General features: G+C 62.9%; 24 protein-coding genes and 1 pseudogene. 10 read left to right on the plus strand and 15 right to left on the minus strand.

Going from position 1 to position 18,400, the window contains the following annotated elements; genetic code table 11:
• Positions 1-42 precede the first annotated feature (42 nt).
• A complete protein-coding gene (locus BcanWU425_RS37395; RefSeq protein ID WP_018460395.1) occupies positions 43-165 on the minus strand; it encodes a hypothetical protein in 123 nt (40 codons plus the stop codon).
• Between the two features lie 30 nt (positions 166-195).
• Here BcanWU425_RS37395 and BcanWU425_RS12130 point away from each other — a divergent pair, with 30 nt between their 5' ends.
• Together BcanWU425_RS12130 and BcanWU425_RS12135 are read left to right on the plus strand one after the other, a co-directional pair.
• A complete protein-coding gene (locus tag BcanWU425_RS12130) occupies positions 196-513 on the plus strand; it encodes a DUF6894 family protein (protein ID WP_231190486.1) in 318 nt (105 codons plus the stop codon).
• 14 nt (positions 514-527) lie between these two features.
• Positions 528-995: a metallophosphoesterase family protein gene (locus tag BcanWU425_RS12135; protein WP_204511972.1), complete on the plus strand. Its 468-nt coding sequence runs from the start codon at positions 528-530 to the stop codon at positions 993-995.
• A 20-nt stretch (positions 996-1,015) separates the two neighbouring features.
• Here BcanWU425_RS12135 and BcanWU425_RS12140 read toward each other — a convergent pair whose 3' ends face one another.
• Positions 1,016-1,204, minus strand: coding sequence for a hypothetical protein (locus BcanWU425_RS12140; protein WP_083926604.1), 189 nt, complete (start codon positions 1,202-1,204; stop codon positions 1,016-1,018).
• A gap of 270 nt (positions 1,205-1,474) precedes the next feature.
• On the opposite strand from BcanWU425_RS12140, the gene BcanWU425_RS12145 reads away from it, so the two are divergent.
• Positions 1,475-1,648, plus strand: coding sequence for a hypothetical protein (locus BcanWU425_RS12145; protein ID WP_204511971.1), 174 nt, complete (start codon positions 1,475-1,477; stop codon positions 1,646-1,648).
• Positions 1,649-2,334: 686 nt separating this feature from the next.
• Here the strand turns inward: BcanWU425_RS12145 and BcanWU425_RS12155 are convergent.
• On the minus strand, positions 2,335-2,562 hold the full coding sequence (locus tag BcanWU425_RS12155) for a hypothetical protein (protein ID WP_204511970.1): 228 nt from the start codon (positions 2,560-2,562) through the stop codon (positions 2,335-2,337).
• 423 nt (positions 2,563-2,985) lie between these two features.
• Here BcanWU425_RS12155 and BcanWU425_RS12160 point away from each other — a divergent pair, with 423 nt between their 5' ends.
• From BcanWU425_RS12160 to BcanWU425_RS12180, 5 genes are all read left to right on the plus strand, one after another.
• A complete protein-coding gene (locus tag BcanWU425_RS12160) occupies positions 2,986-3,495 on the plus strand; it encodes a DUF2243 domain-containing protein (RefSeq protein WP_204511969.1) in 510 nt (169 codons plus the stop codon).
• A complete protein-coding gene (locus tag BcanWU425_RS12165) occupies positions 3,467-3,631 on the plus strand; it encodes a hypothetical protein (protein ID WP_204511968.1) in 165 nt (54 codons plus the stop codon). The genes BcanWU425_RS12160 and BcanWU425_RS12165 overlap by 29 nt, the downstream gene beginning before the upstream one ends.
• A gap of 38 nt (positions 3,632-3,669) precedes the next feature.
• On the plus strand, positions 3,670-4,455 hold the full coding sequence (locus tag BcanWU425_RS12170; RefSeq protein WP_085348963.1) for a succinate dehydrogenase iron-sulfur subunit: 786 nt from the start codon (positions 3,670-3,672) through the stop codon (positions 4,453-4,455).
• A 73-nt stretch (positions 4,456-4,528) separates the two neighbouring features.
• The gene (locus BcanWU425_RS12175) at positions 4,529-5,008 is read left to right on the plus strand and encodes an NUDIX hydrolase (protein ID WP_018460385.1); all 480 of its coding nucleotides are present in this window, start codon (positions 4,529-4,531) and stop codon (positions 5,006-5,008) included.
• Positions 5,009-5,869: an SIR2 family NAD-dependent protein deacylase gene (locus BcanWU425_RS12180; RefSeq protein WP_018460384.1), complete on the plus strand. Its 861-nt coding sequence runs from the start codon at positions 5,009-5,011 to the stop codon at positions 5,867-5,869. It begins immediately after the preceding gene.
• Positions 5,870-5,978: 109 nt separating this feature from the next.
• Here BcanWU425_RS12180 and BcanWU425_RS12185 read toward each other — a convergent pair.
• The 4 genes and pseudogenes from BcanWU425_RS12185 to BcanWU425_RS12200 all read right to left on the minus strand — a co-directional run bounded on the left by BcanWU425_RS12185 (position 5,979) and on the right by BcanWU425_RS12200 (position 8,293).
• A pseudogene (locus tag BcanWU425_RS12185) lies at positions 5,979-6,215 on the minus strand (DUF3551 domain-containing protein).
• 182 nt (positions 6,216-6,397) lie between these two features.
• Positions 6,398-6,733 carry a hypothetical protein gene (locus BcanWU425_RS12190; protein ID WP_143273835.1) on the minus strand — a complete coding sequence of 112 codons (336 nt, stop codon included), beginning with the start codon at positions 6,731-6,733 and terminating at the stop codon, positions 6,398-6,400.
• Between the two features lie 73 nt (positions 6,734-6,806).
• Positions 6,807-7,676: an MBL fold metallo-hydrolase gene (locus BcanWU425_RS12195; protein WP_231190490.1), complete on the minus strand. Its 870-nt coding sequence runs from the start codon at positions 7,674-7,676 to the stop codon at positions 6,807-6,809.
• Positions 7,677-7,705: 29 nt separating this feature from the next.
• Positions 7,706-8,293, minus strand: a complete 588-nt coding sequence (locus BcanWU425_RS12200) for a NuoB/complex I 20 kDa subunit family protein (RefSeq protein ID WP_231190493.1) — start codon at positions 8,291-8,293, stop codon at positions 7,706-7,708.
• 225 nt (positions 8,294-8,518) lie between these two features.
• Here BcanWU425_RS12200 and BcanWU425_RS12205 point away from each other — a divergent pair, with 225 nt between their 5' ends.
• Both BcanWU425_RS12205 and BcanWU425_RS12210 read left to right on the plus strand, forming a co-directional pair.
• Positions 8,519-9,016, plus strand: a complete 498-nt coding sequence (locus tag BcanWU425_RS12205; RefSeq protein WP_085348968.1) for a ferritin-like domain-containing protein — start codon at positions 8,519-8,521, stop codon at positions 9,014-9,016.
• A gap of 109 nt (positions 9,017-9,125) precedes the next feature.
• Positions 9,126-9,386, plus strand: coding sequence for a hypothetical protein (locus BcanWU425_RS12210; protein WP_018460379.1), 261 nt, complete (start codon positions 9,126-9,128; stop codon positions 9,384-9,386).
• 43 nt (positions 9,387-9,429) lie between these two features.
• Here the strand turns inward: BcanWU425_RS12210 and BcanWU425_RS12215 are convergent, their stop codons facing one another.
• The 8 genes from BcanWU425_RS12215 to BcanWU425_RS12250 are packed head-to-tail and all read right to left on the minus strand — an operon-like array spanning position 9,430 to position 18,400.
• Positions 9,430-10,497, minus strand: coding sequence for a UDP-glucuronic acid decarboxylase family protein (locus BcanWU425_RS12215; protein WP_018460378.1), 1,068 nt, complete (start codon positions 10,495-10,497; stop codon positions 9,430-9,432).
• A 10-nt stretch (positions 10,498-10,507) separates the two neighbouring features.
• Complete coding sequence (locus tag BcanWU425_RS12220; protein WP_018460377.1) at positions 10,508-11,632, minus strand: CgeB family protein; 1,125 nt, start codon at positions 11,630-11,632, stop codon at positions 10,508-10,510.
• Positions 11,629-12,717 (minus strand): CgeB family protein, encoded by a 1,089-nt coding sequence (locus tag BcanWU425_RS12225; protein WP_204511967.1) that lies wholly within the window; start codon positions 12,715-12,717, stop codon positions 11,629-11,631. The genes BcanWU425_RS12220 and BcanWU425_RS12225 overlap by 4 nt, the downstream gene beginning before the upstream one ends.
• Complete coding sequence (locus BcanWU425_RS12230) at positions 12,714-13,844, minus strand: CgeB family protein (protein ID WP_018460375.1); 1,131 nt, start codon at positions 13,842-13,844, stop codon at positions 12,714-12,716. Before BcanWU425_RS12230 ends, BcanWU425_RS12225 begins: the two co-directional genes overlap by 4 nt.
• Positions 13,841-14,944 carry a glycosyltransferase family 4 protein gene (locus BcanWU425_RS12235; protein WP_018460374.1) on the minus strand — a complete coding sequence of 368 codons (1,104 nt, stop codon included), beginning with the start codon at positions 14,942-14,944 and terminating at the stop codon, positions 13,841-13,843. Before BcanWU425_RS12235 ends, BcanWU425_RS12230 begins: the two co-directional genes overlap by 4 nt.
• Complete coding sequence (locus BcanWU425_RS12240; protein ID WP_018460373.1) at positions 14,941-16,227, minus strand: TIGR04295 family B12-binding domain-containing radical SAM protein; 1,287 nt, start codon at positions 16,225-16,227, stop codon at positions 14,941-14,943. The genes BcanWU425_RS12235 and BcanWU425_RS12240 overlap by 4 nt, the downstream gene beginning before the upstream one ends.
• Positions 16,224-17,288, minus strand: coding sequence for a GDP-mannose 4,6-dehydratase (locus tag BcanWU425_RS12245; protein ID WP_231190495.1), 1,065 nt, complete (start codon positions 17,286-17,288; stop codon positions 16,224-16,226). Before BcanWU425_RS12245 ends, BcanWU425_RS12240 begins: the two co-directional genes overlap by 4 nt.
• Positions 17,288-18,400, minus strand: coding sequence for an NAD-dependent epimerase/dehydratase family protein (locus BcanWU425_RS12250; RefSeq protein WP_026234015.1), 1,113 nt, complete (start codon positions 18,398-18,400; stop codon positions 17,288-17,290). The genes BcanWU425_RS12245 and BcanWU425_RS12250 overlap by 1 nt, the downstream gene beginning before the upstream one ends.

Below are 18,400 nucleotides of genomic sequence, written 5' to 3' on the forward strand. Positions count from 1 at the left end.
GGAGCGATGGGCCGAAGAGGATGTCCGACATCAATCATCGGGCTAGAATGGCCAGCCCTTCACGGCGATCACGATCGCCGCATCGCCAGCGGCCATCAGCAACAGGACGGCGAGACTGGCGATGATTGCGCCCGGCTGGGCAAGCACGCGCAACTCTCCGAGCATGTGTCGGCTCCAAAAAGCAGCAATGCCGCGATGACCCTGAGGGTTCCTGCGGACACGCCGGGCGTTGACGTGCGAGCGCCGGAACGAAGGCCCGAGATCGCGCGTTCCTGCGACGAATTGAGGGTTCACGTGCCGCGCTATCATTTTGATCTGGTCGACTCCGAGACCGTCGCCGACGAGGGAGGAGCTGAATTGCCCGACGACATCGTGGCGCTGGACGTTGCCGAGGAGATCGCGAAGAGGCTCCTTGCGGAGCGTCCCGAACTCAGGAATCGTCATTTTTCCATCCTGGTCACGAACCAACAGGGTGAGGAGATCGGGAAAGTGCCACTGGATGTCCTGCACTGAAGTCGCGGCCTGACATGGCGTTGAGGATCGGAGTGATCTCGGATACGCACGGCCTTCTCAGACCTGAGGCCGAACGCCGTCTTGCAGGGGTGTCGCATATCCTCCACGCTGGTGATATCGGCGCGCCGGAGGTTCTGGAGAGGCTTTGCCGAATAGCGCCCGTCACCGCCATCAGGGGAAACGTCGATGTCGGCAGTTGGGCGAGGCGCTATCCCGAAATCGAAACAGTGCACCTCGGCGCTCGTTGTTTCTACCTCCTTCACGATCTCAAGGCGCTCGCCATCGACCCCGCGGCAACCGGTGTGAACGTGGTGATATCAGGACATTCGCATCGGGTGCAGGTCAACACGATCAACGGAGTGCTTTTCCTGAATCCTGGAAGCGCCGGTCCGAGGCGATTCAAGCTGCCGATCACGCTGGCAACGCTCGATCTCGATGAGGGCGGCGACCTGCGGCCCACCATCCATGAGCTCGACGCGTGAACGAGGTGCATGCGTAGCAGCTAGTGGGTATTCGACTTTTGCCATCGCTCCAGATCAATCGGGGGACGCTTTGGGTCGATCTGCTCCTTCTCGGGATTTCCCTGCCAAGGCTGGTCCGTCTGCCGGTGGGTTGGCAAATCCGTCTGCTGTCGCGGATCGTCGACCGGTGTTTCTCTCGGGTCGTTTTCAGGCGCTTTCGCTTTCGGCATAACTTGTCCTCTCTGCGATCTGTCGGTGTGGTGGCACGCGATCAACGTACGCCAGCGATCCCGCCATCATCAGCTTCCGGGTGCCGTCCTTCTCCGTTTCCCGCGATAGAGCCTGGACCATGAACAAAAAGCCTTTCGTATGAACTGCGGGGTCAACACGGGCAAGAATCGTTCGTTCCTACGGGCATGCATCAGCATCGATCAGGAACGACCGCCGCCCCATCTCATTGCCAGCGCATGAGGTCGCGAGACCGAAACAAGGAGCATGCAATGTCCAAAATGCCCCCCATACCGCCAGAGCAGCGCAGCGACAAGGGACCCGGATCTGATCCCAGGATCGAGACGGATGAAAGAGTCCCCGGCCGCGAGAACTTCGACACCCAGGGTCGTCACGGCAACATCAAGCAGAACACGACAAACCAAGGCTACCAGCAGGACCGATGAATGCCACACAAGAACTCAGACAGTGAACGCTTCGGTGGTCCGGGCTCCTCGCGGCAGGATCGCAAGCACCCCGAAAAGGAAGGTCGCGAGCATGAGCGCCCTGCGCCCGGAACGGCTACCAACGACCGCAAATCACACGTCTCGGGAGGCGGTGGTGAGCGCGATCAACATCACACGCACGACGATCGTGAGAGGAGCTGAGCAATGGCTAAGACAACTTCGAGCTTGCTGCTGATCGCGTTCCTGGCGACCGCGTCGATAGGGGCCGCCTCGGCGCAGAGTGGCGGCGGTTCGGGAGGATCGGGCGGAGCAAGCGCGAGCAGCACGAGCGGCGGCACCGGCGGTGCCACAAGCCCTGGGTCGGCAGGCCTTGGGTCTGCAGGAGCTACAAACCAGACGGGCGGTGCATCGCCCAGCCTGGGCAATCCAGGCGACGCGGCCGCGGCTTCGCGTGGCACGACGGCTACCGGCACGAACACCGCTGGAACGGCCCAATCGAGCGGTGGCGGGCCGCGAGGATCGACCACCGTCGGGCGGGCCGGCAATCCCGCAGGGGGGACCAGCAGCGGACGGATTGACGGAACTGCGACACCCGGTCCGTCGATGCCGGGCGACGCCGAAATACGCTCGGAGAACTCTCAGGATTCCCACGTCGATCGAAAGATCAAGAGCATCTGCAAAGGCTGTTAGATCGGCGATCCGGACGCCGGGTTTTCCGGCGTCCAATCGAGGTCGTCCTCGCTTCGAGGTTCGGGGTCGGGCGAGCAGGGCTTGATCTTCAGGTCATCCTCGAGCCTGGGCTGACCCCCGCCGCTTTCGACCAGACCGGCGTCTTCGGCCTTTTTCAGGGTTTCCTCTTTGGTTGAAAACGTCCGGCTCAGTTTTTCGCCGTCCTTGAACAGGGCATACGCCATATTGGCTCCTCGCGATTGGAATCATCGAAGACTTTGACGTGGGCGGACACACACGGCCACCGTCGCCCCTTTGTCGCTTGGTGAAGCTCTAGCCGACTTCCCTGAGATTGCTCAGGATCGCCAGGTGACGCTGAATGATCGGCGGCGACATCTATGCGACCTGCTGTTCGCCGGGGTGCCATCTGATCGCAAATACGACGTGGAATCTCCAATGTTGGATTCACAAGACGCTGCGACCGTTTCGAACGTTCCTATCGCCGCCGTAAGCAGCCGGGCGATGCTCCACCTGATGTCGGCATCCTGGCACGAGCCCGCAGGTTAACGCAGGTTATTGGCACGGGAAGTGCGTCATGATCATAGGAACGGCAGCACTGAGGACGGTTTGTCCATCATCCAGATGCCGACCGGCGCACGAGCAAAATCATGCAACACAGAAATTCACGCAGCTTTCCGATTTCCGCGGGCGTCCTTCTCGGGCTTGGTCTGGGCGGGTTTTTTGACGGCATCGTGTTTCATCAGCTGCTGCAATGGCATCATATGTTAAGCGGCTGGTATCCGCTCAACTCCATCGACAACGTCAAGCTCAACACGACCTGGGACGGCATCTTCCACAGCGCGGCCTATGTTGTTGTGCTCCTCGGCCTGTATGTGCTGTGGCAACGGGCGCGCGGGTCTGACATCCACTGGTCGCGCGGCCAGTGTCTCGGCGCGGTGTTGCTCGGTTGGGGCATCTTCAATCTGGTTGAAGGCGTGGTTGACCATGAGGTCTTCAAGCTGCACCAGGTGAATGAGACCGTGCCTCACGAGCAGCGCATCTTCTGGGACATCGGCTTCCTGCTATGGGGTGCGGCCATGTTGGTCATAGGCGCCGCCATGACACGCGCCGGCACGCAAGGGAGGGTCCATGCGGAAAGCAGTCTACAGCCTCGCTAGAGAGACCCCGCCAGCTCTGGTCTATGCCATTTTTATATTGCTGCTGATGCTCGCTACAGCACCGGCCTTTCGCATCGTGCTGTTGGGTGTGTCGCTGGATGATCTTCTGCAACTACGCTGCTTCAATCCCGGCTGATGCGCGGTTACCACGCCTCATGTCTTCCCGGAGGTAACATGGTCGAGTTCAGGCTTCCGAAACACTCCCGCGTCGAAAAGGGAAGGATCTGGCCCAAGCCGGACAGCAAATCGTTGCGCGAATTCCAGGTCTATCGCTGGAATCCCGACGACGGACGCAATCCCCGGCTCGACACCTACTTCGTCGATATGAGCGATTGCGGGCCCATGGTTCTGGATGGTCTGATCTGGATCAAGAACAACATCGACTCCACGCTGACATTCAGGCGGTCCTGCCGCGAAGGCGTGTGCGGCTCCTGCTCGATGAATGTCGCCGGCCAGAACACGCTCGCCTGCACCAAGTCCATGAGCGAGGACGTTCCGAACGGCGAGCCGCTGCGCGTGCTGCCCTTGCCGCATCAGCCAGTGGTCAAGGACCTCGTTCCCGACCTGACGAATTTCTACGCACAGCTCGCATTGATCGAACCTTGGCTGCAAACCGTGTCACCCACACCACCGAAGGAATGGCGACAGAGCCATGAGGATCGGGCCAGGCTCGACGGGCTCTACGAGTGCATCCTCTGCGCCTGCTGCTCGACATCTTGTCCAAGCTACTGGTGGAATTCCGAGCGTTTCCTCGGCCCAGCGGCCCTGATCCAGGCGGCCCGCTGGGTCAATGACAGTCGCGACGAGGCGACGGGCGAGCGCCTCGACAAGCTCGAAGACCCCTTCAGGATTTATCGCTGTCACACCATCCTCAACTGCGCGAAGGCGTGTCCCAAGGGCTTGAATCCGGGCGAAGCCATCTCCGGATTGCGCCTCAAGATGGTCGAACGGAAGTTCTGATCGGGGACGGACACTCGCGCATAAAGGAACGATGGCTGCGGGGTAGGCTTATCGACCAAACTGGAGGCGCCTGATGGGCAAGAAACAATTCGCCGCGTTGCCGTTCATGCTGAACAATTCCGAATTGCGCGTGATGCTGATCACGACTAGGCGCAAGCGCAGGTGGAGTGTCCCGAAGGGATCGCCGATGCGCAAGACGGAGCCGCACCGTACGGCTGCGCTCGAGGCGTACGAGGAGGCCGGTCTCGTCGGCGTCACCGCAAAGCGCGCGCTGGGCTCCTTCAAGCATCGCAAGCGGAAGGGTGATCGCAAGCGGACCATGAACGTTGCCGTCTTTCCCATGAGGGTCCACGGGCAGGAGCGCTGGTGGCCGGAAAAGGGAGAGCGTGAAGCAATCTGGGTCTCGCCGAAGACGGCGGGCCGTCTGGTGCACAAGGCGCAGCTTCGTCGTCTAATCGCCCGCTTCGCGGCGCAGACGGAGAAGACCGCCCCCTCACCGCTGAGCGATGGCATGGCTCCAGGAACCCGCGTCTCGTCCAGTTATTCAAGGTAGATGAACCAGCAACCGACCGGACTCGCATTCGAGGAGCGACCGCCTCATGAGGTCTTGGCCGCGGCGATCAAGCGACGCTGCGCGATCCTGTTCGTCGGCGCCGGCGTCTCGATGGCTGTCGGCCTGCCGTCCTGGCAATCTCTGATCGACCATCTGCTGGATGACCTTGGACTTGAGCGCGACGTGATCGCTGGGATGCACGGCGGCTATCAGATGCTGGCGGAGTACTACCGGCTGAAGCGCGGCGGAATCGGCCCGCTCCGCAGCTGGCTCGACCGCAACTGGCGCGTCGACCCGGACAGGATCGCGGCCTCACGGCTCCACCGGCTGATCGTGGAGCTCGATTTTCCGACCATTTACACCACGAACTACGACCGCAACCTCGAGACGGCCTTCGAGGTCCTGGAAAAGCCCTATGCCAAGATCAGCAACGCAAAGGACATTGCAAGCGCCCGTTCCGGCGTCACGCACATCATCAAATTTCATGGCGACTTCGACGACGATGCCTCGCTCGTCTTGACCGAGACCGACTTCCTCAACCGGCTCGCGTTCGACTCGCCACTCGATATCCGGTTTCGCGCCGATGCCTTGGGCAGCACGCTGCTTTTCATCGGATACAGCATGTCCGATCCCAACATTCGGCTCCTGCTGCATCGGATTTGGCAGAGTTGGGATGAGTCCGGGCACCGCCAGGACCGACCGAGGTCCTTCGCGTTCGTCACGCAGCGCAATCCGGTGCAGGAGGCTGTATTGGCGAACTGGGGCATCACCACCATAGCGTCGCCTGACGGCGTCAGCCCAGATGATGGTGTCAGCCAGTTTTTGCTGGACATCCGCCGGCGTATCGAGCGAGAGAGCTAAAGCGGTCCCTGGCGCGCCTTGAGCGTTTGCTCTGCTGCCGCGGGGCCGCTCGGCTCAGCGGCGGGATCGGTCAGAAGGAGGATCGATGACCAGTCTGCACCTGGGCCGGTCACCGATATCCCCTATATCGCCGTGCATAGGCATAGCGAGGATTGACGCCGCAATAGGCGTGCGTTCCCGATGCAGTCGCCATGCACTGAGCGTAACTGGCGAACTAGCAGTTGCCCGGATAGCCCCAGACGCGGCCCTGAAGGCAGTAGCGGTCTTGTGCGACGGACGCCGTTGGGGAGCCGAGGCCCGTCACGAGCGCGAGAGAGGCGGCGGCCAGGAGCAATCGATGCTTCATGGAAATCTCCATTTCAACATTGAACGTGCCTCGTGAAGCGGCGTTCCAAGTGCAACGTTTACCGACTCCTCTAATTGCGACCTGAACGCGATGCGGCCCCGGCGAGGAGAGGATCTCACCGAGGCCGCTCTCATGCGCGCAACAGCAAGGGCGCGCTTTGGAGGATTGCTAACCGCGAACCGCTAGCGACGCGGCGTGGCGCCGTTGGACGGTGGGGTCGTTTCGTTGCGCATGCCGGAAGGACTGGAAGCACCTTGTCCGCCCCGCTCGACATGGGTGATGCCGCCGCCGCCGCCGGTTCCGCCTGAGCCGCCATCTCCAGCTCCAGCACCGCCTGCGCCTGCGCCGCCAGCCCCGGCACCAGCGCCCGCGCCGCCGCCAGCACCGCCTCCGGCCCCACCACCGGCGCCGCCTGCGCCACCACCGGCGCCACCGCCAGCACCTTGCGCGAACGCTGCGCCGACTGAAGCGCCTGCAAGCATTGCTGCCGTAAAGATCGTCAGGATTGTCTTACGCATCTGTCTTCTCCTTGAGGTTTCGATGTCGGATCAATCATGTGAAGCATCCACCGTTCCTAGCCGTGCAGCGTGATCAAGCTCTGTCGTCGACGACTCCGCGTCGATATTGCGAAGGCACGGCAACTTCGTCGAACCGTTGGGCGAGAGCATCGAGAGCCGCGCGCATCTGCGGCCCCCGCATGGCCGCGCCGTGCCCCGTGACGACGATCTCCGGAGCGAGTGCGGCAAGTGCGCGCACCGATGTCTTGGCGCTTCCCCAATCGGGGGTGAAATACATCGGGGGCCCGTGCATCTCCGGCGTTTGCGTCACTGCGGCGTAGACGGATTCCTGCCGCGTCGTGATGAAGGCATCGCCGGCAATCAGCACGCGGTCGCGTTCGCGCCAGAGCGAGATATGCCCTGGGGTATGGCCGGGGGTATGGATCCACTGCCATTCCGGCATGAAGGGCACGCTGTGATCACAGGGAAGATCATAAAGGCGCGATGCGACATCCACCGGCTTTGTCGGGAAGAGCGGAGAGAGCCGAGCGAGCAGCCCGCCACCGACGCTGGGATCGGCCGACGGATAGGATTGGCTTCCGTCCAGATAGGGATGCTCGGCCGCATGGGCATAAACCGGCACGTGCCATTCATTCCCTAGCGTTTCGAGCACGCCGACGTGATCGAAGTGCCCATGCGTCATGACAATGCAGGAAGGCCGGCCGTTTCCTCCAAACCGGGCTTTCGCGGCGGAGCGGATGGCGCCAGCCGATCCGGGAATGCCGGCGTCCACCAGCACCCAATTGCCGTCGCCGGCGTTTTCGAGGCCAACGAAAATCACGTTGACGATCGCGAGCTGACGATAGGCGACGTCAGCGACGATCTGCCGCGTGTTGTCATTGCGGTCGAGGTCGGATTGCGCGTGCTCCGCGTCGGCGGAAGAGGGAAGCGGGATCTGCGTCATGTCCATTCAAGTCCGAGTTGGTCAGCTCACTAGCGCTCGATTGTGCCGATCCGCCGGATCTTCCTCTGAAGCAGCATCACGCCGTACAGCAGCGCCTCCGCGGTCGGCGGGCAGCCGGGCACGTAGATGTCGACCGGCACGACACGATCGCAGCCGCGCACGACCGAATACGAATAGTGGTAGTAACCACCGCCATTAGCGCACGACCCCATCGAGATGACGTAGCGTGGCTCGGGCATCTGGTCGTAGATCTTGCGAAACGCCGGCGCCATCTTGTTGGTGAGCGTGCCCGCGACGATGATCACATCCGACTGGCGCGGCGATGCGCGCGGCGCGAAGCCGAAGCGTTCGGCGTCGTAGCGCGGCATCGACATCTGCATCATTTCGACCGCGCAGCAGGCGAGCCCGAACGTCATCCACATCAGCGACGCGGTTCGCGCCCAGGTGATCAGCTCCTCCGCGCTCGCCGTGAAGAAGCCCTTGTCCGCAAGATCGTCGCGGATCGTCAAGAAGAACGGATCGGAAGTGTTGTCGGGCCGTCTCTCGCCCGGACGGCCAAGTGCAGGCCGGCCAAGCGGAGGGCTTGGGTTGCTAATTTGCGGAGAGCTGTTTGTCATTTTTGTTCCTGAGCGCTGCGGCCGTTTGCCGATGCGACCACGCTCCGGAAACCCGTCGGCTGTATGCAGCGTTCCTGCGGCGGTAGAGGATTTGTGTTCTGTTATCGCAGGTTAGCCTCGGGTCCGGCGGCCGGAACCCAGCGTCGGCGTCACGGATCACTCTAGGAACGATCCACCGAAACTGCGGTTGGCGGCGACAAGGCCGGTGAAATGGAGGAACATGAAATGACGAACGCAGCCCGCGATACATTCGTGGTTGGATTACGCAATGCGCATGCGATGGAAGTGCAGGCGCGAGAGTTGATGGAACGTCAGTCGGAACGATTGGACGAATATCCCGAGGTCAAGGCCAAGGTCGCCGCGCACCTTCAGGAGACTAACGAGCAACTGAAGCGGCTGGAGAGATGCCTGGAAGCCTGCGGGGAGAGCACCTCCGGCCTCAAGGATACGACGCAATCCATGATGGCGAACATGCAAGCCATGGCACACTCTGTCGCCGGCGACGAGATTCTCAAGAACACATTCGCCAACAATGCCTTCGAGAATTTCGAGATTGCTGCATACAAGTCTTTGCTCGCCCTCTGCGGCGCCGCTGGGTTCGCGGACGCCAAGGAGCCTCTTGAGACGTCGCTGAAGGAGGAGCAGCGCATGGCCGCCTGGATCGACTCGAACGTCGAGAAGGTGACAATGGAATATCTGGCGCATCAGCGCCAGGCGGCCTGATCGCACTCCACACCCACCACGGCGAGACCGGCGGCTTCGGCCGCCGAGTCCGCCTGCGGTCTCATATCGGCTCGCAGGACCGGAACCCTCTTATCCACGTTTGGCTGTAATGGCGCACATCATTTTCAGCGACTACCGTAGTCCCGCTGCCGAACAGGCCTATGAGATCGCGTGGGACTTTCTGGCCCGCAGCGGGGCGATCCACGATGAGTTCGAGGCGTGCGTGTTTCTGGCCCAGCGCATCACCATGATGGTCGAGGAAGGCCAGGAAAACCGGATCCGGATGGCCAATCGCGCGATCTCCGAATACCAGTACCATCTCGAGAACTTCTGCAAGCGGGCCCGTGGCGCGGCTGCTACACGGGCTTGAGAGTTCGCGCGGGTTCCGCGCGTTCCTCGGCTCGTTCTGCCGTTTACTGCCCATCGGCGATCGTTAGCTGTCCGCGTGCCCCGGTACGTCCGCTCCTGCGCGGTGCAATGGCCGGAACAAGTGCCGGCGCTTCCCCGGCCATGCGCATGGCGAAATAGGCGATCGTCGCCTTGAGACCGTCTTTGAGCGCCACGCGCGGGCGCCATCCCAGCGCTCGAACGGCTGTGTCGATCACCGGTTTGCGGCGCTTTGGATCGTCCTTCGGCAACTCCTCGAATCGGAGCGGCGAGATTGACTCCGTATACGCCAGCACGTCCCGCGCAATAGCCTCGATGGTGACCTCGTGGGGATTGCCCAGATTGCACGGACCAGTAATCGAGGATGGACTCTCCATGAGCAGCTGGAGGCCGCGCACGAGATCGTCGACGAAGCAGAAGCTCCTGGTCTGCGTACCACCTCCATAGATCGTGATCGGCTCTCCGCGAAGCGCCTGCACGATGAAGTTGGAGACCACGCGTCCGTCATTCTCCAGCATACGGGGTCCGTAGGTGTTGAAGATGCGCGCGACCTTGATTTCGACGCCGTACATGCGATGGTAATCGAACATCAGCGTTTCCGCGGCCCGCTTGCCCTCGTCGTAGCAGGCCCGGGGCCCGATCGGATTGACGTTGCCGAGATAGGTTTCCGGCTGGGGATGCACTTCGGGATCGCCGTAGACCTCGCTGGTCGATGCCTGCAGCACCCGGGCGCCTTTCCGTTGCGCGAGCTCCAGCATGTTGATGGTGCCGAGCACGCAGGTCTTCATCGTGCCGACTGGATCCTTCTGGTAATGCCTGGGTGAGGCTGGGCAGGCAAGGCTGTAGATCCGGTCGATGTCGCCCTCGATCTCGATGGGATCGCGCACGTCGTGTTCGATGAAGCGAAAATTCGGATGATTGAGCAGCGGGCGGATGTTGTCGATCCTTCCCGTAAACAGGTTGTCGAGGCAGATCACGGTATGACCGCGCTGCAAAAGCGCATCGCAGAGGTGGGATCCGATGAAGCCGGCGCCGCCGGCCACCAGAACGGTGGGAGAGCGGCGGGACGCGTTGATGCGGGTCTGAACTGTCATGTGCTGCCTTTCAGATTTGAGCGACCTGCATGGGACGCGAGGCGGGAAGTTGCGGGGCTTTCCGGCGGCGGCGGACCGACGCCTCGGCGTAGTAGGTCTCGACTTGCCGGGCGCGGTGGTCGGAGGTGTGGTCAGCCAGAACGCGGCGCCGTGCGTTTTCCGCGATCGTGCGCCTTTGCTCCTCGGGCATGTCGCGCAGGATCTCCACGACGTCGCGGGGGCTCGATGCGAGCAGGATTTCCCGGGAAGGCTCGAAGACGGTCTCGATTCCAGGCCACCGGTCCGAGATGACGGGCGTGCCGCACGCGGCCGCTTCGAACAACCGAACGCTAGGCGAGAAGCCGAGCGCGCGCATGTCGGCGCGGGTGGCGTTTAGCGTAAAGCGTTGCTCTGCGTAAAATCCCGGATGATGTTTGGGCGTGAGGTGCTCGATCCGGGCGACATTGGCGGGCCAGACCACCTCATCGGGATATTGCGCGCCGGCGACGACGAATTGCTCGCGTGAGAGAGTGCGAGCAGGGGCGAGCAGCAGCTGCTCCAGAACCGGCTGCCGGTCCTCGCTGTAGGTTCCGAGATAGCCAAGTGCCCATTTCTTCTCCGCGCGTTGCGGCGCGTAGATGTCGGTGTCGGCACTGCAATACAGCACCCGAGCCAGCGGACTGCCATAGTTCTCCTCGATCATGCCGGGCACCGGGCCGCCGGCAAAGGACAGGTAAAGGTCGAAGCGCGGGATCATCGCCGCGGACAGATAGTTCAGGCCCTGCTCGAGCTTCGCAAGCGTGACAGGCGTGTCAATGTCGTAGAAGGCAGTAATCCCCCGGGCGTGGGTCGTGATCCATTCGGAGATCGCGATGCCGTCGGGCACGTAGGAGCCGATGACCACCAGATCGGCATCCCGGATCATCTTTCCGAAACGCTGCGGGATGTCCTTCAAGGATTGGTAAAGCTCGACAGTCCAACCGGAAGGCTTGGCAAGATCACGATGCTCGCGATACCAGGGGACGTCGCGTTCCAGAAACGTGACGTGGTGACCTCGTCGTGCCAGGGCTTCGATCAGGGCGCGATAGGTCGTGGCATGACCGTTGCCCCAGGACGAAGTAACCGAAAGACCGACGACGACGATGGTGAGGTTCATTCTGCTGCCTCGATTCGCGAACTGCTTGCGGCAAAGAGATCGTTGAACTGGCGGGCGCGCTGCCGGTAGGTGTGATGGCTCAGAATGCGCGCACGAGCGCGCGCTGCGATCGCCTGAGCCCGCTCGGGGCGCAGTGCGGCAAGATGCTCTGCGACCTCCGCCCCGCTCGCGGCCACCAGCACCTCGCGATCTGGCTCGAGAAAATGATCAATGCCGTCCCACTGGTCGGTGATCAGGCAGGCTCCGGCACCGATGGCCTCGAACACGCGCGTTGGCGGCGAGAAGCCGTAGCGCGCCATGCTGTCGCGATTGACGTTCAGCGTAGCCAGACCGGAGCCGAAGAACGCGTTGTGGTCGCCGGTCCCGACATGCCCGACCTTATGCAGATTGGATGGCGTGTCTTTGGAGTCCCACCCCGATCCACCGAGCACGAACGTTTTGTCGGGCAATTGGCGCGCGACGTCGAGAAAGAACCGCTCGACGCGCTGCTCGCGGTCCGGGAGGCGGTTTGCCAGCAAGCTCAGATCGCACGTGAAGTGTGGATTGGGCGGCGCCGGAAAGTGCGTGGCGGGGTCGAGCGCATTGTAGATCGGCACGCAGTCTCGCGCGCCGATGCCGCGATAAGCGGATACGACAGCATCGCCGCCGCCATAGGTCAAAACCATGTCGTAGGATCGGATCGCATGGCGCAGATGATGGTCTGGATTGTCCGCCACGGACTCCAGCGTCGCGGGGGCATCGACGTCCCAGTAGATGCGCATTGCATTCGACGGAATGTCGGCGACCGCGTTCTCCAGCTCCCGATCGAAGACGCCGACGCCGCTGGCTTTGACCAGCATGTCGGTCGAGCGGGCGGCTTCCTCAAGCGAGCTACGCCAGCCCTCGGGCGTCGCGGCGTAGACCACCACCTTCGCCCAGTCGGGATCGTCGATGTCGCGATGGGCCTGGCGCTCGAAGGCATCGGGCTCGAAGAATGTGACGTCGTGGCCGAGGGCCGCAATCTCCTTCAGCATGCCGCGGTAATAGGTGGCGGCACCGTTCCAGTAGGATGAGACGAGGCTGGATCCGAAGAAGCAGATCTTCATGCGGAGGCTCCGATGTATCGCAGGGGCTGTGTCGCGTGGCTTGAAGCCCTGAGGTCCTGCACGATGCCGACAAGCTGCTCCGCCCGGTGACGGCAGGTGTGACGCTCCTTGATCGCTCGGAGTCCAGTCTCCACCGTGGCTGACCATAATTCCCGGTCATCGAGGAGCGCACGAAGCGCCCGCTTCATTGCGGTGCCGTCGGAGGCGCTGAGATAGGCACCTTCCGGGAACAGGCCTTCCGCGTCCGACCAGGGGGCCGAGACCATTGGAATGCCGCACGCCATCGCCTCGAAGATGCGAATGGTCGGAATGCCCGGTAGCAAGCGGACATAGGGACCGCGGGGGACGTGGACAGTCGCGCGTGCGCCGGCGAAAGCGATGGGAGCCCAGTGTGCGGGCAGCCAGCCGCCATACCGAATGCCCCCCGCCTGAATGGTCGCGAGGGCTGCGTCCGAATAGCGGACGCCATAGACGCCCGCGCGCAGCTTCAGCTCGGCCACGGGTTCGACCAGAAATTCGTTGAGCTCGGCGCTGCGTTCGCCGTCGCCCCAATTGCCGATCCAGACGACATCGTCGGTGCGCTCGATATGCGGCAGCGGATGATACAGGGCGATGTCGGCCGCCTCGTGCCAGGTGAAGGCTCGGTCCGCCCAGCCGAGCTTCAGATATATTTGGCGAAGGACCTCGCCGAAGGCGAGCACACCGTCGAAGCCGTCGAGGTCGAACTGCGCGAGTTCGTCCGGTGCGCTGACGGCGCGATGATGGGTGTCGTGGAACAGCAACGTGAAGGGCGCGCCGTGAGCCCGTCTCGATCCGATGTCTGCGATCAGATCAGGCGAATTCCATTCGTGGACGATGACGAGATCGGCGCCGTGCAATGCCTCATCGAGATCAAGGGAGGCGTCGTAGCGGCGGATGCCGATGCCGGGAAACAGCGTTGGAATATCCTCCATCGTCTGACTGCCACCCTCGCGGATCGCATTCAATCGGCTCCAGCCGTCGATCGGCTCGAACACGACGACCTCATGACCGAGCGCGTGAAGTTCGCGGGCATAACCGCGCAGGAAATGGGCATTGCCGTTGTTCCAGCAGGAGGTGAACGCGTGATAGAATAGAACGCATTTCATGCGCGTACCTCCATGGGGGCAGGCGCGTGATGGACGGCAAGCAGCTCCTCGTAGAGGCTGAGATAGGCGCTCGTGGTTCGGGTCAGCGAGTAGGTCAGGGAATGCTCAAAGGCGGCACGTTGCAGCCTCACCCGCTCGCGATCGTCGGTGCACAGACCTGCGAGCGCTCGATGCAGCGCCTTGCTGTCGGTGGGATCGACGAAGAGCGCGGCCCCGCTCCACAATTCCCTGAAAGTCGGAATGTTGGACAGGACGAGAGCGCATCCCGCCGCCGCGGCTTCCAGAACGGAGAGGCCGAACGGCTCATAGAGCGCGGGGCTGGCGAAGATGCCGGCCTGCCGCAAATGCGCGCGCATGACTTCGTGAGGCAAATGCCCGAGCCAGGTGATGGAAGCCGAAGGGCACTCATCCGCCGGGCCCGCGACCTGAACGGGCCAGTCCAGCCCAGGCGCCGCGGCCGCCAGGACCTCGATGTTCTTGGCGCGGTCCCAGAGCCGGCCCGCCGCAAAGATCACGTCTTGCTTCCGTCCCGCAAAGCCCTGAGGGCCAATTCCATTCCAGATCACGATGCCGCGCGAGCGAGGCCGATAAATTTCCGCAATGTCATCGTGGAAGGACTGGCTGGGACAAACCCAGGCCTGTGCCGTGTCGAGTGCGGCCGTTACCCGTTCGGTGTAGCTGCGCCATTTCGGTTCGCGGAGCCAGCTCGTATCGTGGCAGGCGTGCCCCCAGGAGTTGACGCAGGAATGCGCGACGACCATCACAGGAGCGCGCCAGGCGAAGGCCGCCTCGCGAAAACTATTGAGGTGAACGACGTCAGGCACGATTCCGGCCTCGAGCTTCGCAAGGACGCGCCTGGCCTGGACCAGATCTTGGCCTTCCGGATCCTGCCATTCGAGTGCAAGGTCCGTTTCGATCAGGCGGACCCGCGAACCACGCAGCATCTCTAGCTGGCCGGCCTGCGCGCGCGGGCCCATCGTCACCAGGGTAACGTCGGCGCCCTTCGAAGCAAGGGACGAAGCTAGAGAAGACGAGTAGGTCCAGACGCCTCCGACAGTATCGGTCGTCATCAGGATTCTGAGCTGCGAGCTGCGGCTCATGATGCCACCTGCAGTTCGAGAGCCTCGAGCGGGACCGGGCGATCGTTCTGCACGTCGCTGAACTGGTCGAACATCGCGAGATAGTGCCGGTGTGCGCGCTCCCAGGCGAAATCGTCGGGCTCGCCCCACAGCTTTCGATAATCCGGCGACCCGGGATAGGGATACAGCGGGACCGGATCGTTGGCCCAGATGCCGGCATCCTGCATGGTGCGACGCCAGCGCTGCACGATGGGGTCATCGTCCTCGGGGACTTCGATCAAATTGGCCTGGACGAAAGGAACGTGACGGCGCGCTTCGACCAGCCGTTCGGCAAGCTGGTCGGTCGTCATCTTGCAGTTCTTGGCGAGCGCGGCGCGACCCTCGACGGTGAGGCTTTCGATGCCGGCTTCAATCGAGACGCAGCCGGCGCGGCCGAGCAGAGCCAGCATGTCCGGCTTCCAAAGGTCGATGCGGGTCTGCACCCCGAACTTCAGTCCGCGTGTGGTCAGCCCTTCCAGCAGCTCCGCGTTCGGAAGGAAAATCTCGTCGATGAAATAGACATATTCGATGCCTTGACGGCGCAGACCGTCGATCTCTTCGAGAACGATAAGGGGGGGCCGCTTGCGGTAGGCGTTGCGAAAGTTCTCCTTGGCGCAGAACGTGCAGTTGTACGGACATCCCCTGGATGATTCGACCTCGGCGCCTGGCGCCTGCGGCTCGGCTTCGAAGCGGTGATGGTGATGGTGGTGTCGCCGGATCATCTCCTCCGGCCAGTCGAGCGGCGGCTGATCCTTGAACGCGACGGCCTGCGGGCCGCCATTGACGCGGAGCGATGCGCCATCGGCAAAGCACAAGCCCGGAAAGTCCCGTTCGCCATTGGCTAGACGCAGCAAGGACGCCTCGCACTCGCCCATCACGACGATGTCGGTGCCGAGCTTTCGAAGCGCCGCCCTTGGCACGGTCGAGCCATGGGGACCCACCGCGATGAGGATCGGAGCCAAGTCGCGCACCGCCATCGCAAGCTCCTGCGGAACGCGGAGCTCGGGAGGGGCGCAGCGCCAGAACAGATAGGTCGGCGCTGTCGTGATGACGATCTGGTCGGGGCCGAACGCGCGCAGCTCGGCTTCGATCTCGGTGAGAGAAAGGTCAAACATGTGGGCGTCGAGCAGCAGCGTCTTGTGCCCGGCCGCCTTCAGGTAGTGCTCGGAGATCCCGAGTTCGAGCGGAAGGTGAGGCGATCGGCAGCCGAAATAGATGCTGCCGCCAAAGTCCCAGTTTGGGTTGATGAGGGCAACACGCGTCATGCGAGCGCCTCGCGGTTGTCTTGTGACGATCCGAACCGGCCGGCCAGCCAGGTGTGAAGGGATCGGAGTCCGTCTGCGAATGAAATCTGAGGTGCCCAGCCGAGCGCGCTGGAGAGCGCGCGCGTGTCGGTCACGTACCAGGGCTGATCGCCGGGCCTCCAATCGGCAAAGCGATAGGCCACCTTGCGGCCGGTCAGATCGGTGATGCGGTCGATCAATTCCAGCAGACTGATCGCGTTGGCCGGACCACCGCCGAGATTGAATACGCGCCCACGGGCGAGCGCGATGCCATCGAGCACGGCGAGCCAGGCCGCGGCCGCGTCGGAGACGTGAAGCGCATCGCGGACCTGATGGCCGTCGCCATAGATCGTCAGCTCTTTGCTGCGGATAGCGCTGAGCAGGAAATGCGCGATCCAACCCTGATCCTCGGTGCCGAATTGACGGGGCCCGTAGATGCAGCTCATGCGCATTACCACGGTCTGGAGGCCGTAGACCCGCGCATAGTCGTGGACGTATTGATCCGCCGTTCCCTTGGAGCATCCATAGGGGCTGTAAAAGTCGAGCGGCGCATTTTCCGAGATGCCGGCCGCCAGCAGGTCGCTTTTCGGCGTGTAGCGGCGGCCGGTGAGCGCGATGTCGCCATCATCGATCAGGCGTCCGTAGACCTTGTTGGTCGAGGCGAACACGATCGGTGCGGCGTTGTTGTGGAGGCGCACGGCTTCGAGCACGTTCAATGTGCCACGCGCATTGATCTCGAAATCGGCGGCCGGATCGCTCACGCTGTCGGTGACGGCGACCTGGGCGGCCAAGTGCAGCACGGCGCGGGCTTCGCGTACGGCGTCGATCACCGGGATCGGCTCGCGAATGTCGGCCACGGTGATTGTGACCCGGTCGCCATGCCGGGACTTCAGCCACTGCGCATTCTCCCGCACGCCGGTGCGGGCGAGGTTATCCAGGATCAGCACCGGCTCGCCGCGCTCCGCGAGGCGGTCGGCGAGGTTGCAGCCGATAAACCCGCAGCCGCCGGTGATCAGGACGGGTCTGTTGTCTCGTTCACTCATCACGCGACCAATCCTCGTTGCTGCAGCTCCTTGGTGGCTCGCTCCGCCTGATCGTCGGCGATCTGGTCGGCGAGATATTCCGCCAGCTCTTCGAGCCCGTCCCTGAATGCGACGCGAGGCTCGAAGCCGAGCACGTCGCGGGATTTTCCCATGTCGGCGAAGCAGTGCCGGATGTCCCCGGCGCGATATTTCCGCGTCAGCTCGGGCGCAATGTCGCGGCGCCCCATGACTTCGGCCAGATCCTCCGCGACCGACAAAATGGTGCGACTCTGACCAGAGCCGACGTTGAAGACGTCCTGCGCATGCTCCGCCTCCAGCGCCATCCGGCAGGCGCGGGCGACGTCATGGACATGGACGAAGTCGCGGCGCTGCCGGCCATCCTCGAACACGAGGGGAGGACGGCCGTTGAGCAGCCGGGCGGCGAAGATGGCCAGTACGCCGGTATACGGATTGGACAGGGCCTGACGTGGCCCGAACGCATTGAAGAAGCGTAGCGCCACCGTCGGAATGCCATACGCCTTGCCTGTGATCAGGCACATGCGCTCCTGCGCATATTTGTTGAGCGCATAGATCGAGCTCAGCGAAGGCTGCTTTGTCTCCGGCGTAGGGACGGGATCGAGCGGGTTGCCAGCGGCATCGCGCAGCTCCCAATCGCCGCGGCGAAGCTGCTCGACCGCCCGCTCCTCGCAGGCGACCACGCTCTGATCGGCGCTCCGGTAAAGGCCCTCGCCGTAAATACTCATGGACGAGGCCACCACGAGCCGCGCGACCGGGCGCTTGGATAGTGCTTGCAACAGCACGGCGGTACCGAGCTCGTTGGTTCTGACGTAGGGTTCGATGTCATACATGCTCTGGCCGACGCCGACCGCTGATGCGAGATGCAGGACCATGTCGGTGCCGCGCAACGCATGATCGACCGCGAGAGCGTCGGTGACGTCACCGACGACGAGCTCCGCGTCTTTGGCAAGATAGGCGGGACGCTGGCGGTTGCCTCCGTGGACCTGCGGCGAGAGATTGTCGAGCAGGCGGACTTCGTAGCCGGCCGCGAGCAGCGCGTCCGCTGCATGCGATCCGATGAATCCCGCACCTCCAGTGATCAATACTCGCGTCAT

The organism is Bradyrhizobium sp. WU425, from assembly GCF_021052305.1.
Classification (GTDB): domain Bacteria; phylum Pseudomonadota; class Alphaproteobacteria; order Rhizobiales; family Xanthobacteraceae; genus Bradyrhizobium; species Bradyrhizobium canariense_D.

Excerpts from the sequence above, each read along its gene's own strand:
- BcanWU425_RS37395 (WP_018460395.1), bottom strand. The coding sequence starts at position 165 with ATGCTCGGAGAGTTGCGCGTGCTTGCCCAGCCGGGCGCAATCATCGCC.
- BcanWU425_RS12130 (WP_231190486.1), top strand. The coding sequence starts at position 196 with ATGACCCTGAGGGTTCCTGCGGACACGCCGGGCGTTGACGTGCGAGCG.
- BcanWU425_RS12135 (WP_204511972.1), top strand. The coding sequence starts at position 528 with ATGGCGTTGAGGATCGGAGTGATCTCGGATACGCACGGCCTTCTCAGA.
- BcanWU425_RS12140 (WP_083926604.1), bottom strand. The coding sequence starts at position 1,204 with ATGCCGAAAGCGAAAGCGCCTGAAAACGACCCGAGAGAAACACCGGTC.
- BcanWU425_RS12145 (WP_204511971.1), top strand. The coding sequence starts at position 1,475 with ATGTCCAAAATGCCCCCCATACCGCCAGAGCAGCGCAGCGACAAGGGA.
- BcanWU425_RS12155 (WP_204511970.1), bottom strand. The coding sequence starts at position 2,562 with ATGGCGTATGCCCTGTTCAAGGACGGCGAAAAACTGAGCCGGACGTTT.
- BcanWU425_RS12160 (WP_204511969.1), top strand. The coding sequence starts at position 2,986 with ATGCAACACAGAAATTCACGCAGCTTTCCGATTTCCGCGGGCGTCCTT.
- BcanWU425_RS12165 (WP_204511968.1), top strand. The coding sequence starts at position 3,467 with ATGCGGAAAGCAGTCTACAGCCTCGCTAGAGAGACCCCGCCAGCTCTG.
- BcanWU425_RS12170 (WP_085348963.1), top strand. The coding sequence starts at position 3,670 with ATGGTCGAGTTCAGGCTTCCGAAACACTCCCGCGTCGAAAAGGGAAGG.
- BcanWU425_RS12175 (WP_018460385.1), top strand. The coding sequence starts at position 4,529 with ATGGGCAAGAAACAATTCGCCGCGTTGCCGTTCATGCTGAACAATTCC.
- BcanWU425_RS12180 (WP_018460384.1), top strand. The coding sequence starts at position 5,009 with ATGAACCAGCAACCGACCGGACTCGCATTCGAGGAGCGACCGCCTCAT.
- BcanWU425_RS12190 (WP_143273835.1), bottom strand. The coding sequence starts at position 6,733 with ATGCGTAAGACAATCCTGACGATCTTTACGGCAGCAATGCTTGCAGGC.
- BcanWU425_RS12195 (WP_231190490.1), bottom strand. The coding sequence starts at position 7,676 with ATGACGCAGATCCCGCTTCCCTCTTCCGCCGACGCGGAGCACGCGCAA.
- BcanWU425_RS12200 (WP_231190493.1), bottom strand. The coding sequence starts at position 8,293 with ATGACAAACAGCTCTCCGCAAATTAGCAACCCAAGCCCTCCGCTTGGC.
- BcanWU425_RS12205 (WP_085348968.1), top strand. The coding sequence starts at position 8,519 with ATGACGAACGCAGCCCGCGATACATTCGTGGTTGGATTACGCAATGCG.
- BcanWU425_RS12210 (WP_018460379.1), top strand. The coding sequence starts at position 9,126 with ATGGCGCACATCATTTTCAGCGACTACCGTAGTCCCGCTGCCGAACAG.
- BcanWU425_RS12215 (WP_018460378.1), bottom strand. The coding sequence starts at position 10,497 with ATGACAGTTCAGACCCGCATCAACGCGTCCCGCCGCTCTCCCACCGTT.
- BcanWU425_RS12220 (WP_018460377.1), bottom strand. The coding sequence starts at position 11,632 with ATGAACCTCACCATCGTCGTCGTCGGTCTTTCGGTTACTTCGTCCTGG.
- BcanWU425_RS12225 (WP_204511967.1), bottom strand. The coding sequence starts at position 12,717 with ATGAAGATCTGCTTCTTCGGATCCAGCCTCGTCTCATCCTACTGGAAC.
- BcanWU425_RS12230 (WP_018460375.1), bottom strand. The coding sequence starts at position 13,844 with ATGAAATGCGTTCTATTCTATCACGCGTTCACCTCCTGCTGGAACAAC.
- BcanWU425_RS12235 (WP_018460374.1), bottom strand. The coding sequence starts at position 14,944 with ATGAGCCGCAGCTCGCAGCTCAGAATCCTGATGACGACCGATACTGTC.
- BcanWU425_RS12240 (WP_018460373.1), bottom strand. The coding sequence starts at position 16,227 with ATGACGCGTGTTGCCCTCATCAACCCAAACTGGGACTTTGGCGGCAGC.
- BcanWU425_RS12245 (WP_231190495.1), bottom strand. The coding sequence starts at position 17,288 with ATGAGTGAACGAGACAACAGACCCGTCCTGATCACCGGCGGCTGCGGG.
- BcanWU425_RS12250 (WP_026234015.1), bottom strand. The coding sequence starts at position 18,400 with ATGACGCGAGTATTGATCACTGGAGGTGCGGGATTCATCGGATCGCAT.